Raw genomic sequence first — 13,654 nt, 5'->3', positions numbered from 1 at the left:
GCCCACAGGACCGCCCAGCGCGTCGTCGGGCGAGGGCAAGGCGTTCAAACTGCCGGACCACGGCGGCCGACTGTCCCAGGTCCCGCGCCACGGCATGCGACAGGGGCCGGTGCTTCGAGAAGCACCGGCCCCTGTCATCGGCTCACCCCTGAAGGGCTACGCCTCCTTGCTCAGGTTCGGTCCGGCTCCGCCGGCCGCCTGCTCGATCGGCGGGACGTCGGGGAGTGCCGACTTCTCCTCGCCGCGGAAGGTGAAGGTCGCGGTGTCGCCCTCGCCCTCCGTGTCGACGACCACGATGTGGCCGGGACGCAGCTCGCCGAAGAGGATCTTCTCCGAGAGCGTGTCCTCCACCTCGCGCTGGATCGTGCGGCGCAGCGGACGCGCGCCCAGCACCGGGTCGTAGCCCTTCTTGGACAGCAGCTCCTTGGCGGACTGGGAGAGCTCGATGCCCATGTCCCGGTCCTTCAGGCGCTCGTCCACCTTGCTGATCATCAGGTCGACGATCCGCAGGATGTCCTCCTGCGTGAGCTGCGGGAAGACCACCACGTCGTCGACGCGGTTGAGGAACTCGGGCCGGAAGTGCTGCTTGAGCTCGTCCTGGACCTTGTTCTTCATGCGCTCGTAGTTGGTCTTCGTGTCACCCGAGGCCGCGAAGCCCAGGTTGAAGCCCTTGGAGATGTCCCGGGTGCCGAGGTTGGTCGTCATGATGATGACCGTGTTCTTGAAGTCCACGACCCGGCCCTGGGAGTCGGTCAGCCGACCGTCCTCCAGGATCTGCAGCAGGCTGTTGAAGATGTCCGGGTGGGCCTTCTCCACCTCGTCGAAGAGGACGACGGAGAACGGCTTGCGGCGGACCTTCTCGGTCAGCTGGCCGCCCTCTTCGTAGCCCACGTAGCCGGGGGGCGAACCGAAGAGACGCGACACCGTGTGCTTCTCGCTGAACTCCGACATGTCGAGGGAGATCAGCGCGTCCTCGTCACCGAAGAGGAACTCGGCGAGGGCCTTGGACAGCTCGGTCTTACCGACACCGGACGGGCCGGCGAAGATGAACGAGCCACCGGGGCGCTTCGGGTCCTTCAGACCGGCACGCGTACGGCGGATCGCCTTCGACAGCGCCTTGACGGCGTCGACCTGGCCGATGACCCGCTTGTGGAGCTCGTCCTCCATGCGCAGCAGGCGGGACGACTCCTCCTCGGTCAGCTTGAAGACCGGGATGCCGGTGGCCGTGGCGAGGACCTCGGCGATCAGCTCGCCGTCGACCTCGGCGACGACGTCCATGTCGCCGGCCTTCCACTCCTTCTCCCGCTTGGCCTTGGCGGCCAGGAGCTGCTTCTCCTTGTCACGCAGGGAGGCGGCCTTCTCGAAGTCCTGCGAGTCGATCGCGGACTCCTTGTCCCGGCGGACGGCGGCGATCTTCTCGTCGAACTCGCGCAGGTCCGGCGGCGCGGTCATCCGGCGGATGCGCATCCGGGAACCGGCCTCGTCGATCAGGTCGATCGCCTTGTCCGGCAGGAAGCGGTCCGAGATGTAGCGGTCGGCCAGGGTGGCCGCCTGGACCAGCGCCTCGTCCGTGATGGAGACCCGGTGGTGGGCCTCGTACCGGTCACGCAGACCCTTGAGGATCTCGATCGTGTGCGGCAGGGACGGCTCGGCGACCTGGATGGGCTGGAAGCGGCGCTCCAGGGCCGCGTCCTTCTCCAGGTGCTTGCGGTACTCGTCCAGGGTGGTGGCACCGATGGTCTGCAGCTCACCGCGGGCCAGCATCGGCTTCAGGATCGAGGCCGCGTCGATGGCGCCCTCGGCGGCACCCGCACCGACCAGCGTGTGCAGCTCGTCGATGAACAGGATGATGTCGCCGCGGGTGCGGATCTCCTTGAGGACCTTCTTCAGGCGCTCCTCGAAGTCACCGCGGTAGCGGGAGCCGGCGACCAGGGCGCCGAGGTCCAGGGTGTAGAGGTGCTTGTCCTTGAGGGTCTCGGGCACCTCGCCCTTGACGATGGCCTGGGCGAGGCCCTCGACGACGGCGGTCTTGCCGACGCCGGGCTCACCGATCAGGACCGGGTTGTTCTTGGTACGGCGGGACAGCACCTGCATGACCCGCTCGATCTCCTTCTCGCGCCCGATGACCGGGTCGAGCTTGGACTCACGAGCGGCCTGGGTGAGGTTCCGGCCGAACTGGTCGAGGACCAGGGACGTCGAGGGGGTGCCCTCGGCAGGGCCGCCGGCGGTGGCGGTCTCCTTGCCCTGGTAGCCGGAGAGCAGCTGGATGACCTGCTGCCGCACCCGGTTGAGATCGGCGCCCAGCTTGACCAGGACCTGGGCGGCGACGCCCTCGCCCTCACGGATCAGGCCGAGCAGGATGTGCTCCGTGCCGATGTAGTTGTGGCCCAGCTGAAGGGCCTCGCGGAGCGACAGCTCCAGGACCTTCTTGGCACGGGGGGTGAAGGGGATGTGCCCGGACGGGGCCTGCTGGCCCTGGCCGATGATCTCCTCCACCTGCTGGCGGACCGCCTCGAGCGAAATCCCGAGGCTCTCAAGGGCCTTGGCGGCGACACCCTCACCCTCGTGGATCAGGCCCAGGAGGATGTGCTCGGTGCCGATGTAGTTGTGGTTGAGCATCCGGGCTTCTTCCTGAGCCAGGACGACAACCCGCCGCGCGCGGTCGGTGAACCTCTCGAACATCGTTAATCGCTCCTCAGAGCGGTCAGGCAGTGGGGGGAACTTCCCCTCCCTGTCCTTCCGCAGCTTAGTCCCGCAAGCGGGGACCGCTCATTCCAACTGCCGACACCGTCGATGGCCTCCTGACCCCGAACGCCGACATCTGCTCCAACCCGATGGTGCGAGACGATGTTCCCGCAGGCCAGGCAGTTACCCCTTCCACCAGTACGCCGATGGCGAACGTGAGACGGTCTCGCATGCGTGTCGCCCCCCTCCCACTAGGGATGTCTTACCCGCAGCGACGGACAGTCCATGCCGTGAGCCCCCGGTCCCTCCGCTATGGGCGAACAACCTTGCACCGCTCCGGACGCCCGCGCGGCGCCTGTCGCGCGACGCTGCGCAGTCACCGGCGCACCCAGCGTAACTCTGGCGGCCCTCGGGCGTTGCAGGGGGCATGGCTGGCACGCTCCCCCTGGCTGCTTCCACGGTCCCTCACCCCCGTCGTCCGCTCGGTTCCGGTTCCGCTCGGGGCGGCTCCGTCGGTGCGCCCCGCGGCACCCGGTCCCCGGGCCCGCTGTGGCACTGGTACGAGAACGATCTGGGGTGGACGACAGTGCCCGCGTCGCCCGGAGAACCGCTACGGCTGGTCACGGGCGTGCGCTTCGACGTCCTCGACGTGCCGGCCGAGGCGGGCGTCGAGGCGCTCAGGCATCTGACGCCGGGCTCTCCGGTGGCCCTCCAGGGCGGGCGGATGCGGCTGCTGGTGGCCGCGGGCGGCGCGGAGGAGCTGCCGGGGCTGCTGGAGTGGCTGGAGTGGGGCGCGCTGGCCCTCGACGTGCGGGCACTGGGCGCGCGGGGCCGGATGGACGCGCCGGCCCGGCCCGGACATGCCGAGGACCTCACGGAACCCGTACGGGGGGCCGCCGTCTGGTTGCGACCCCCCGGGGCGGGGTGCGAGGTCGAGGCCTCGCTGCCGACGCTGTCGGCCGCGGGGCGCGTCGGGGGCGCCCCCGATCTCGTGCGCGTGGTGGAGACGGTGGCCACCGAGTGCCACCGCATCCGGCTGCGGCGTGCGGGCCGCGAGCCGGGCCGTCAGGCGTTGGCGTCCTCGTAGGCCTGGCGAATGGTCGCGGGAACACGTCCGCGGTCGTTCACCTCGTAGCCGTTCTCCTTCGCCCAGGCGCGGATCTGCGCGGTGTCCTGGCTGCCGCCGGAAGCCGCACGGGCCTTTCCGCGCCCGCCCGAGGAGCGGCCACCGGTACGCCGGCCGCCCTTGACGTAGGGGTCGAGGAGATCACGCAGCTTGTCCGCATTGGCCGTCGTGAGATCGATCTCGTATGTCTTGCCGTCCAGCGCGAACGTCACGGTCTCGTCCGCCTCGCCGCCGTCGAGGTCGTCGACAAGAAGGACCTGAACCTTCTGTGCCACCGGATTTCCTTTCATCGAAAACGTGAGGGCCGGGGGTCCGCGGCGTCCGCCGTTACGCCGTCCCCTGTTATATGCAGTACTGCAGTACGTCGGAAAGCAAACCGCTTTTGCGAGGAAAACACAAACCCCTGGGAGAGACCGGGGGGCCCACTCCCACGCGGAAACGTGCGCGTTTCGGACATAGGGCACCGGGGCAAGGCGGGGTGCCCGGAATAGCGGGCCGATCTCCCGTCGATCTCCTGCCCATCTCTGCCCTCGCGGCCCTTGGCGATCACAGATGCAGAAGCATCCGGCTGTTGCCCAAGGTGTTCGGTTTCACTCGTTCGAGTCCGAGGAACTCCGCGACGCCCTCGTCATAGGAACGCAACAGCTCCGCGTAGACATCGGTGTCCACGGGCGTCTCGCCGATCTCCACGAAGCCGTGCTTCCCGAAGAACTCGACTTCGAAGGTCAGACAGAAAACGCGGCGAACACCGAGCCAACGCGCGGTCTCCACCAACTTCTCCAGCAACTGATGACCGACACCGGCGCCCTTGAGGCCCGGCTTCACCGCGAGAGTGCGCACTTCCGCGAGGTCTTCCCACATCACGTGCAGTGCGCCGCAGCCGACCACCTCGGCGTTGTCGTCGCGTTCCGCGACCCAGAACTCCTGGATGTCCTCGTAAAGCGTGACCGTCGCTTTGTCGAGCAGGATGCGGTCGCGGACGTACGCGTCAAGGAGGCGGCGCACCGCCGGGACATCGCCGGTCCTGGCCCGCCGGACGGTGATGGCTTTTGCGGTGACTTCGGGGCGCATCGCTGACATGAGCGGACGCTATCGCCCTCCGTGGTCCACCACAGAGCCGGGGTTCTCCTCTTCCGGCCGTTCCGCCCTATCCGGGCCCTGCACGATGCGTACGGCGTCGCGCAGCGCCTGACGCTGTTCGTCGCTCATCATCCCGAAGAAGGCGACGAGAGCGGCGGCGGGGTTGTCGCTCTGCGACCAGGCGTCGTTCATCAGAGCGGCGGCGTAGGCGGCCCTGGTGGAGACGGCCTCATATCGATAGGCACGCCCTTCGGCCTCGCGGCGGACCCAGCCCTTCTGATGGAGATTGTCCAAAACGGTCATCACCGTGGTGTAGGCGATGGACCGTTCCTGCTGGAGGTCTTCCAGGACTTCTCGAACGGTCACCGGGCGGTTCCACTTCCACACCCGCGTCATGACCGCGTCTTCGAGTTCTCCCAATGGGCGAGGCACAGCTCAGACAATAGTGGGAGATCCCGCCAAAGGCGTGCCGGACGTGCACCTTCGCCGACAAAGGCGAACAAAAAGGGCGTGCGCCCCGGAGAGTGCCGCCGGGGGCGGACCGGCGCGGGCCCGACGGGTCAGGCGTCGGCCTTCGGGGCGGCGGCCTGCCGGACGCCCTCCGCGTGGGCGAGGGCGGCGTCGACGGCGGCGTCCTCCTTGGCCTTGGCGGCTCCGCCCTGGGTCTTCACGATCACCCGGACCAGGCCGATGAAGAAGATGGCCATGACGACCGGAGGCAGGAGCGCGGCGGCATATTCCATGCGTCCAGAGTAGCCACGGCGGACCGGGCGAAAGGTGCGGGGTGGGCGAAGCGATCCGCAACCCCCGCGAGCTGCCGTTTTCCCCACCCACCCGCGTGTCCCCCACGACCCGGGCGGCCGGGTGGGGCGCGGCCCGGGGTTCAGCCCGCGGCGAGCTGACGGAGCTGGCGCGGGGGCCCGGCGGGGGGCGGGGTGGGGCGGCGGCGGGGGAACACCTCGCCCGGGGTGGGGATGGGGCGCTTCGGCGCGGCGGGCTCGGGAGTCGCGGGCCGCGGGGCCGGCCGCTCGGCGGGCTTCTCCTTCGGCTTGCGCTCCGGGTCCTCGGCCACACCGCCCGGCAGGGCTGCCAGGCGGGCCCTGGAGAGCGGAACGGCGGGCGCCGGCACCCTGCGGGCACCCTGCGCGAGGCGGGCCCGCACGTCGCACTCGGCGAGATCCTGGCACCGGTCGAGCAGCGCGGCGGCGGCGGGGTTGCCGCGCAGCGCCCGCAGCGCGGCGAGATCGTCCGGGGTGGGCCGGTGCCCGGCGGCCAGGACCTCCTCCAGGAGGGCCAGGTAACCGGTGGCGGTTCCCGGAAGGGCGGCCCGATAGCGGGCGAGATCGGCCACCAGGAAGGCGCGCAGCCGGTCCGCCTCGCGCGTCGCCTCGTCGAGCGACTCGGCGAGCCGATGACAGTGCTTGATGTCGTCGGCGGAGGCGGGGCCGGGGTGAAGGGCGAGGGCGAGAGCACGGCGGAGCACGCGCAGCTCCTCCGCACCGAACGCCATGCCGCCGCGGGATCCGTAGGGCGTGGGCATGGACCGAAGATACGCGTAAATCAGACAAACCAGACACAGGGTGCGGGTGTGGCGCGATAGGGGCCACCCGCCTAGCCGCCTCTCGGCAGGGCCCCTCGCGCGCGGCGGGGGCGGCGCGGGCCGCGAGTACGCCAGGGGCGGCGCGGACGGCGGGCGCGGCGCGGGCCGCGGGTACGGCAGGAGCGGCGCGGGCGGCGCGGGCCGCGAGTACGCCAGGGGCGGCGCGGACGGCGGGCGCGGCGCGGGCCGCGGGTACGCCAGGGGCGGCGCGGACGGCGGGCGCGGCGCGGGCCGCGGGTACGGCAGGAGCGGCGCGGACGGCGGGGGCGCAGCCCGCCGCTCGCGTCGCGCGGTGCCGCGCCGTGCTCCGCCCCGGGCGGCCTACGGCCGCGACACGTTCCGCTCGTACACCAGCCGCAGGCCCACCAGCGTCAGCCACGGCTCGTGCTCGTCGATCACCGAGGACTCGCCCAGCACCATCGGCGCCAGCCCGCCCGTCGCGATCACCGTCACGTCGTCCGGATCGTCCGCCAGCTCCCGGGCCATCCGCCCGACCACCCCGTCGACCTGGCCGGCGAACCCGTACACGATGCCCGCCTGCATGGCCTCCACCGTGTTCTTCCCGATCACGCTCCGCGGCCGGGCCACCTCGATCTTCCGCAGCTGGGCGCCCTTGACGCCCAGCGCCTCCACGGAGATCTCGATGCCGGGCGCGATCACACCGCCGACGTACTCCCCGCGCGCGGACACCGCGTCGAAGGTCGTCGCGGTGCCGAAGTCGACGACGATCGCCGGGCCCCCGAACAGTTCGACGGCCGCGACCGCGTTGATGATCCGGTCGGCGCCGACCTCCTTCGGGTGGTCGGTCAGGACCGGCACCCCGGTCTTCACCCCGGGCTCGACGAGAACCGCGGGCACGTCGCCGTAGTAGCGCCGCGTGACCTCGCGCAGCTCGTGCAGCACGGACGGCACGGTCGCGCAGATCGCGATCCCGTCGATGCCGTCGCCGAGCTCGTCGCCGAGCAGCGGGTGCATGCCCATCAGGCCCTGGAGGAGCACCGCCAGCTCGTCGGCGGTACGGCGCGCGTCCGTGGAGATGCGCCAGTGCTCGACGATGTCCTCGCCGTCGAAGAGGCCGAGGACGGTGTGCGTGTTGCCGACGTCGATCGTGAGGAGCATGGCGTCACTCCGCCGCGCGCAGGTCCAGGCCGATGTCCAGGATCGGCGAGGAGTGAGTCAGGGCGCCGACGGCCAGGAAGTCCACGCCGGTGTCGGCGTACGCCCGCGCGTTGTCCAGGGTCAGCCGCCCGGACGCCTCCAGGAGCGCGCGGCCGTGCACGAGGGCGACGGCCTCCTCGCACTCGCCCGGCGTGAAGTTGTCCAGCAGGATCAGGTCGGCGCCCGCGTCGACGACCTCGCGCAGCTGGTGCAGGGTGTCCACCTCGACCTCGATCGCCAGGTCGGGGAATGCCTCGCGGACGGCCTTGAAGGCCTGGGCGACGCCACCGGCGGCGAGCACGTGGTTGTCCTTCACGAGGGCCGCGTCGGAGAGCGACATGCGGTGGTTGACGCCACCGCCGCAGCGCACCGCGAACTTCTCCAGGGAGCGCAGCCCCGGCGTGGTCTTGCGGGTGTCGCGCACGCGCGTGTCCGTGCCTTCGAGGGCGTCGGCCCACGCGCGCGTGGCGGTCGCGATGCCGGACAGGCGGTTCAGGATGTTGAGCGCGCTGCGTTCGGCCGTGAGCAGGTCGCGGGTGCGGGTGGTGATCGAGAGCAGCTTCTGCCCGGCCTCGACCCGGTCGCCGTCCTCGACGTGCCGCTCGACCTCGAACTCGTCGGTGCAGACCACGGAGACCACGGCCTCGGCGACCCGGAGGCCCGCGACGACGCCCGCCTCGCGCGCGACGAAGTCGGCGGTCGCCACGGCCTCCTCGGGGATCGTCGCGACGGTGGTCACGTCCACGCCGTTGTCCAGGTCCTCCTGGATGGCCACGTTGGCGATGTCCTCGACCTCCAGGGGGTCGAGTCCGGCGGCGGCGAGGAGTTCGGCGAGCGCGGGGTCGAGCCCGCACACCATGTACTCTGCGGCCCCCTCGTCGCCATCGGCGCCGCAGGCACAGCCGTCGCCGCAGCCGCCGCCGTCGGCGAGGGGAAGATCGTTGGTGCTCACGTCTGTCACTGCTCCTGGGATGGCTGGTGCGGCCGGGTCGGGGGGAAGTCTGCGGTGTCGGTGGTGCGTACGGCCAGCGAACGGTCCGGATTGAGCCGTACGACGATGTGGCGCCGCCAGTTCACGTCGTCGCGGTCGGCGTGGTCCTCGCGCCAGTGGCAGCCGCGGGTCTCCGCGCGGCGCAGGGCCGCCTCGACGAGCACGCGCGCGACGCACAGGAGGTTGGTGGCCTCCCAGGTGTCGACGCCGGGCTCGGCGGTCTTGCCGTGCTCCACGAGTGCCTCGCGGGCCTCGGTGTGCAGGCGCTGCAGCTGCTCGGCGGCCCTGGTCAGGGACTCGGCGGAGCGCAGGACGCCGGCGCCCTCGGTCATGATCCGCTGGATGGCGAACCGGGCCTCGGGGGTCTGCAGCGGGTGATCGGGCTGGTCGGGGTGCGGGACCGGTGCGGGTACGCGCGCGTGGAGGCGGTCCGCCGCGTGCCGCTCCGTGATGTCGGCGACGATGCGCTCGGCATAGACCAGGCCCTCCAGGAGGGAGTTGGACGCCAGCCGGTTCGCGCCGTGCACGCCGGTGCACGCGACCTCTCCGCAGGCGTACAGGCCGGGGACGGTCGTGCGCCCGCGCGCGTCGGTGCGCACGCCACCGGAGGCGTAGTGCGCGGCCGGCGCGATCGGGATGGGCTCGGTGACCGGGTCGATGCCGTGCGCCCGGCAGGCGGCCAGGATGGTCGGGAAGCGGTGCTCCCACATGTCCGCGCCGAAGTGCCGGGCGTCCAGGAACATGTGCTCGGCGTCCTGCTCCTGCATGCGCCGCGTGATGCCCTTGGCGACGATGTCCCGGGGCGCCAGCTCGGCCAGTTCGTGCTGCCCGACCATGAAGCGCACGCCGTCCGCGTCGACCAGGTGCGCGCCCTCGCCGCGCACCGCCTCGGAGACCAGCGGCTGCTGGCCCTCCGCGTCGGCGCCGAGGAACAGCACGGTCGGGTGGAACTGCACGAATTCGAGGTCGCTGACCTCGGCGCCCGCGCGCAGCGCCAGCGCCACGCCGTCGCCCGTGGACACCGCGGGGTTGGTGGTCGCGGAGAAGACCTGGCCCATGCCGCCGGTCGCGAGGACGACCGCGGGGGCGTGCACGGCGCCCACGCCGTCGTGCTGGCCCTCGCCCATCACGTGCAGGGTCACGCCCGCCGTGCGCCCCTCGGCGTCCGTCAGCAGGTCGAGCACCAAGGCGTTCTCGATCATGCGCACGCCCCGCGCGCGAGCCGCTTCCACCAGCGCGCGGGAGATCTCCGCGCCGGTCGCGTCGCCACCCGCGTGGACGATCCGGCGCCGGTGGTGGCCGCCCTCGCGGGTCAGCTCGATGTCGCCGTCCGCGTCGGTGTCGAAGTGGGCGCCGGTCGAGATCAGCCGTCGTACCGCGTCCGGGCCCTCGGTGACCAGGATCCGGACGGCGTGCTCGTCGCACAGGCCGACGCCCGCGACCAGGGTGTCGTCCAGGTGCTGCTCGGGGGTGTCGCCCTCGCCCAGGGCCGCGGCGACGCCGCCCTGTGCCCAGCGCGTGGAGCCGTCGTCGAGGAGCGCCTTGGTGACGACGACCGTGGTCAGTCCCGCGGCCTCGCAGCGCAGGGCGGCGGTCAGGCCGGCGACGCCGGACCCGACGACCACCACGTCGGCGTCGATGGACCATCCGGGGGCGGGCGCGTGCAGTCGTATGCCGGTACTGGTCACGAGGCGGCTCCGGGGGCGGCGAAGGTGAGGGGGATGTTGTCGATCAGCCGGGTGGTGCCGACCCGGGCGGCGACGGCGAGGACGGCCTCACCCATGAAGTCGTCGTCGATCTCGGTGAAGTCGGCGGGGTCGACCAGGGCGAGGTAGTCCAGTTCGAGCGGCGGGTCGAAGTGCACGCCCTCGTCCAGGACGGCCCGGGCGGCCGCGCGGACGGCCGCGGCGGCGTTCGGCACCGCCTTGGCGACGGCGTGCGCGTCGGCGGCGGCGCGGGACTCCCCTATGGCGCTGAGGGCCTCGGCACGCGCGCGCGTGGAGGGCACCTCCAGGGCCCGCGCGCGCAGCGCCTCCTGCGCCGCGTGCCGGTCGCGTCCGGCGAACAGCGCGCGGGACAGGGTGAGCGCCGTGCGCCGCTCGTCGGCCGACAGGTAGCGGTTGCGGCTGGACAGCGCGAGTCCGTCGGCCTCGCGCACGGTCGGCACGCCGATGATCTCGATGCCGAAGTTCAGGTCGCGCACCATGCGCCGGATCACGGCCAGCTGCTGGGCGTCCTTCTGCCCGAACAGGGCCACGTCGGGCCGGGTGAGGTGCAGCAGCTTGGCGACGACGGTGAGGACACCGTCGAAGTGCCCGGGACGCGAGGCGCCCTCCAGGCGGGCGCCCATCGGCCCCGCGGTGACCCGCACCTGGGGCCGGCCGCCCGGGTAGACCTCGTCGACCGAGGGGGCGAAAACGGCGTCGGCGCCCGCCTGTTCGGCGAGCTTCAGATCGGCTTCCAGCGTGCGCGGATAGCGGTCGAGGTCCTCGCCCTCCCCGAACTGCAGCGGGTTGACGAAGACCGTGACGACGACCTCGCCGTCCGGGCCCGCGGCTTCGCGCGCGGCGCGGATCAGCGTGGCGTGGCCCTCGTGCAGGGCTCCCATGGTCATCACGACGGCGCGGCGGCCGTGGCGCTCCCGCGCGCGCAGCTCGTCGGCGGTGCTCAGCAGGGCGGTCGTCATCGGGCGTTCCCCTCGGTGCCTTCGGTGCCGTCGGTGCCGTCGGTGGCGCTCCCGTCGACGGCACGGTTCGCGAGGACGCCGAGGAGGTCCTCGGCGAGCTCCGGCTTCAGCAGACCGTGCGCCAGGGCACGGTCGGCCGTCGCGCGGGCCATCGCCAGGTAGCCGTCGACGGCCTGCGGGGCGTGCCTGCGCAGCTCCGTGACGTGGGCGGCCACGGTCCCCGCGTCCCCGCGCGCGACCGGCCCGGTCAGCGCCGCGTCACCGGAGCGCAGGGCGTTGTCCAGGGCCGCGCCCAGCAGCGGGCCGAGCATCCGGTCGGGGGCCTCCACACCGGCGGTGCGCAGCAGCTCCATGGCCTGGGCGACCAGCGTGACCAGGTGGTTCGCGCCGAGCGCGAGGGCCGCGTGGTAGAGCGGGCGGTTCTCCTCCAGGATCCACTCCGGCTCGCCGCCCATCTCGATGACCAGGGCCTGCGCCGCCAGCCGCAGCTCCTCGGGCGCGGTGACGCCGAACGCGCAGCCGGCCAGCCGCTGTACGTCCACCGGTGTCCCCGTGAAGGTCATCGCGGGATGCAGGGCCAGCGGCAGGGCGCCCGCGCGCAGGGCGGGGTCGAGGACCCGAGCGCCGTACCGTCCGGAGGTGTGCACCAGCAGCTGTCCCGGGCGTACCGCGCCGGTCTCGGCGAGGCCCGTCACCAGGCCCGGCAGGGCGTCGTCGGGGACGGTCAGGAGCACCAGGTCGGCGCGCTGGAGGACCTCGGCGGGCGGTACCAGCGGGACGTCGGGCAGCATCGTCTCGGCGCGCCGCCGGGAGGTGTCGGAGACCCCGGACACGGCGACCGGGCGGTGCCCGGCGAGCTGCAGGGACGCGGCGAGTGCGGGGCCGACGCGGCCGGCGCCGACGACGCCCACGGTGAGCCGTGCGGGGCGGTCGCTGGGGTCTGGGTGTTGGACTGTACTCACGCGACGGTGGCCTTCCCGTTCCAGTCCGCTCTGGGTACCGGACGATTTCTCGTCATGTTAACGCTATCGGGTCGGGGCGCGGTTGGCCGTCCACAGGCTGTGGGTGACCCGTCACATCGCGCGGGAACACGCCGGGCATCATCCACGGCATGAACGACAACCCTCAGAACGAGATCACCCCGGACGGGACCGGCGAGGGCGAGCAGCCGGACGAGCAGCCCGGCGGTTCCCGCTCCGCCGAGGAACGCCTCCGGGAGCGGCGCGCGGCCGCCTACCGGGCGGCCGGGCGCGTCCTCGCGCGCGTGAACGTGCGCGCCTCGCTCCGCGATCAGCTGGCATGGCTCCAGGAGGCGGCGCCCGGGGTGTACGACCTGGACGAGGCCGTGGACGTCTACGGCAACGGCGTCGTCGAGGCCCTGGAGAAGCGGGTCGCGGCCCTGCTGGGCACGGAGGCCGCCGCGTTCTTCCCGACCGGCACGATGGCCCAGCAGGTCGCCCTGCGCTGCTGGGCGGGCCGCACCGGCAACGCCACGGTCGCCCTGCACGCTCTCGCCCACCCCGAGGTGCACGAACGCGACGCCTTCCGTGAGGTGGCCGGCCTGCGCCCGGTGCGCGTCACCCGTGAGCCCCGGCTCCCCACCGCCCGGGAGATACGCGACTTCGAGGAGCCCTTCGGGGCCCTGATGCTGGAACTTCCCCTGCGGGACGCCGGTTTCGTGCTGCCTTCCTGGGAGGAGCTCACCGAGGTCGTGGCTGCGGCCCGGGACCGCGACGCGGTGGTGCACTTCGACGGGGCCCGCCTGTGGGAGACCACCGTCCACTTCGGCCGCCCCCTGCCCGAGATCGCCGACCTCGCGGACAGCGTCTACGTGTCGTTCTACAAGTCCCTCGGCGGTTTCGGCGGCGCCGCGCTGGCCGGTCCCGGTCCTCTGATCGAGGAGGCGAAGACCTGGCGGCACCGGTACGGCGGGATGGTCTTCCAGCAGTTCCCGACCGCCCTCGCCGCTCTCGTCGGCCTGGACCGCGAACTCCCGCGCCTCCCGGACTACGTGCGGCACGCGCGCGTGGTCGCCGCGGCACTGGGCGAGGGCCTCGCGGAAAGCGGCGTCCCCTGGTCGCGGGTGCATCCCCGGGAACCGCACACCCACCAGTTCCAGGTCTGGCTGCCGTACGAGGCGGACGCGCTGACGGAGGCGGCGCTCCGGCAGGCCGAGGAGACCGGCACCTACCTCTTCGCCGGCTTCTGGGAGACGAAGGGACCGGGCCTCTCGATGACGGAGGTGACGGTGACGGCGGCGGGTCTGGACTGGACGGCGCAGGAGGTACGGGCGGCGGTCGCGGACTTCGTGACACGGTTGCCGTGAAC

13 protein-coding genes are annotated in these 13,654 nt (G+C 72.2%); 2 read left to right on the top strand and 11 right to left on the bottom strand.

What is annotated here, in order from left to right; genetic code table 11:
- Window positions 1-156: 156 nt before the first annotated feature.
- On the bottom strand, window positions 157-2,682 hold the full coding sequence (locus ACZ3KP_RS35590) for an ATP-dependent Clp protease ATP-binding subunit (RefSeq protein ID WP_132889358.1): 2,526 nt from the start codon (window positions 2,680-2,682) through the stop codon (window positions 157-159).
- A 430-nt stretch (window positions 2,683-3,112) separates the two neighbouring features.
- On the opposite strand from ACZ3KP_RS35590, the gene ACZ3KP_RS35585 reads away from it, so the two are divergent.
- Window positions 3,113-3,772: an SCO3374 family protein gene (locus tag ACZ3KP_RS35585; protein ID WP_467504676.1), complete on the top strand. Its 660-nt coding sequence runs from the start codon at window positions 3,113-3,115 to the stop codon at window positions 3,770-3,772.
- On the opposite strand, the gene ACZ3KP_RS35580 is transcribed toward ACZ3KP_RS35585, so the two are convergent.
- The 10 genes from ACZ3KP_RS35580 to ACZ3KP_RS35535 all read right to left on the bottom strand — a co-directional run bounded on the left by ACZ3KP_RS35580 (window position 3,751) and on the right by ACZ3KP_RS35535 (window position 12,288).
- Window positions 3,751-4,086, bottom strand: coding sequence for a histone-like nucleoid-structuring protein Lsr2 (locus ACZ3KP_RS35580; RefSeq protein ID WP_132889364.1), 336 nt, complete (start codon window positions 4,084-4,086; stop codon window positions 3,751-3,753). The genes ACZ3KP_RS35585 and ACZ3KP_RS35580 overlap by 22 nt on opposite strands.
- A 271-nt stretch (window positions 4,087-4,357) precedes the next feature.
- Entirely contained in the window at window positions 4,358-4,891 is a 534-nt protein-coding gene (locus tag ACZ3KP_RS35575; RefSeq protein ID WP_132889366.1) for an amino-acid N-acetyltransferase, read from the bottom strand.
- Window positions 4,892-4,900: 9 nt separating this feature from the next.
- On the bottom strand, window positions 4,901-5,311 hold the full coding sequence (locus ACZ3KP_RS35570) for a BlaI/MecI/CopY family transcriptional regulator (protein ID WP_467504714.1): 411 nt from the start codon (window positions 5,309-5,311) through the stop codon (window positions 4,901-4,903).
- A gap of 140 nt (window positions 5,312-5,451) precedes the next feature.
- Complete coding sequence (locus ACZ3KP_RS35565) at window positions 5,452-5,634, bottom strand: hypothetical protein (protein WP_360564333.1); 183 nt, start codon at window positions 5,632-5,634, stop codon at window positions 5,452-5,454.
- A 140-nt stretch (window positions 5,635-5,774) separates the two neighbouring features.
- Window positions 5,775-6,401 (bottom strand): hypothetical protein, encoded by a 627-nt coding sequence (locus tag ACZ3KP_RS35560; RefSeq protein WP_467504712.1) that lies wholly within the window; start codon window positions 6,399-6,401, stop codon window positions 5,775-5,777.
- A gap of 411 nt (window positions 6,402-6,812) precedes the next feature.
- Window positions 6,813-7,610 carry a type III pantothenate kinase gene (locus ACZ3KP_RS35555; protein ID WP_132889372.1) on the bottom strand — a complete coding sequence of 266 codons (798 nt, stop codon included), beginning with the start codon at window positions 7,608-7,610 and terminating at the stop codon, window positions 6,813-6,815.
- Between the two features lie 4 nt (window positions 7,611-7,614).
- The gene (gene nadC, locus ACZ3KP_RS35550; protein WP_360564335.1) at window positions 7,615-8,601 is read right to left on the bottom strand and encodes a carboxylating nicotinate-nucleotide diphosphorylase; all 987 of its coding nucleotides are present in this window, start codon (window positions 8,599-8,601) and stop codon (window positions 7,615-7,617) included.
- A 5-nt stretch (window positions 8,602-8,606) separates the two neighbouring features.
- Window positions 8,607-10,328 (bottom strand): L-aspartate oxidase, encoded by a 1,722-nt coding sequence (locus tag ACZ3KP_RS35545; protein ID WP_467504673.1) that lies wholly within the window; start codon window positions 10,326-10,328, stop codon window positions 8,607-8,609.
- Window positions 10,325-11,326 carry a pantoate--beta-alanine ligase gene (panC, locus tag ACZ3KP_RS35540; protein WP_467504671.1) on the bottom strand — a complete coding sequence of 334 codons (1,002 nt, stop codon included), beginning with the start codon at window positions 11,324-11,326 and terminating at the stop codon, window positions 10,325-10,327. Before panC ends, ACZ3KP_RS35545 begins: the two co-directional genes overlap by 4 nt.
- Window positions 11,323-12,288, bottom strand: a complete 966-nt coding sequence (locus ACZ3KP_RS35535) for a Rossmann-like and DUF2520 domain-containing protein (protein ID WP_467504669.1) — start codon at window positions 12,286-12,288, stop codon at window positions 11,323-11,325. The genes panC and ACZ3KP_RS35535 overlap by 4 nt, the downstream gene beginning before the upstream one ends.
- A 149-nt stretch (window positions 12,289-12,437) precedes the next feature.
- On the opposite strand from ACZ3KP_RS35535, the gene ACZ3KP_RS35530 reads away from it, so the two are divergent.
- Entirely contained in the window at window positions 12,438-13,652 is a 1,215-nt protein-coding gene (locus tag ACZ3KP_RS35530) for a threonine aldolase family protein (protein WP_467504667.1), read from the top strand.
- The last annotated feature ends 2 nt before the right edge of the window (window positions 13,653-13,654 follow it).

The sequence above is a fragment of the Streptomyces sp. NPDC020958 genome (assembly GCF_055562175.1).
This window is presented reverse-complemented; position numbering and strand designations above follow the sequence as displayed.

Excerpts from the sequence above, each read along its gene's own strand:
- ACZ3KP_RS35560 (WP_467504712.1), bottom strand. The coding sequence starts at position 6,401 with ATGGCGTTCGGTGCGGAGGAGCTGCGCGTGCTCCGCCGTGCTCTCGCC.
- ACZ3KP_RS35575 (WP_132889366.1), bottom strand. The coding sequence starts at position 4,891 with ATGTCAGCGATGCGCCCCGAAGTCACCGCAAAAGCCATCACCGTCCGG.
- ACZ3KP_RS35555 (WP_132889372.1), bottom strand. The coding sequence starts at position 7,610 with ATGCTCCTCACGATCGACGTCGGCAACACGCACACCGTCCTCGGCCTC.
- panC (WP_467504671.1), bottom strand. The coding sequence starts at position 11,326 with ATGACGACCGCCCTGCTGAGCACCGCCGACGAGCTGCGCGCGCGGGAG.
- ACZ3KP_RS35565 (WP_360564333.1), bottom strand. The coding sequence starts at position 5,634 with ATGGAATATGCCGCCGCGCTCCTGCCTCCGGTCGTCATGGCCATCTTC.
- ACZ3KP_RS35530 (WP_467504667.1), top strand. The coding sequence starts at position 12,438 with ATGAACGACAACCCTCAGAACGAGATCACCCCGGACGGGACCGGCGAG.
- ACZ3KP_RS35585 (WP_467504676.1), top strand. The coding sequence starts at position 3,113 with ATGGCTGGCACGCTCCCCCTGGCTGCTTCCACGGTCCCTCACCCCCGT.
- ACZ3KP_RS35590 (WP_132889358.1), bottom strand. The coding sequence starts at position 2,682 with ATGTTCGAGAGGTTCACCGACCGCGCGCGGCGGGTTGTCGTCCTGGCT.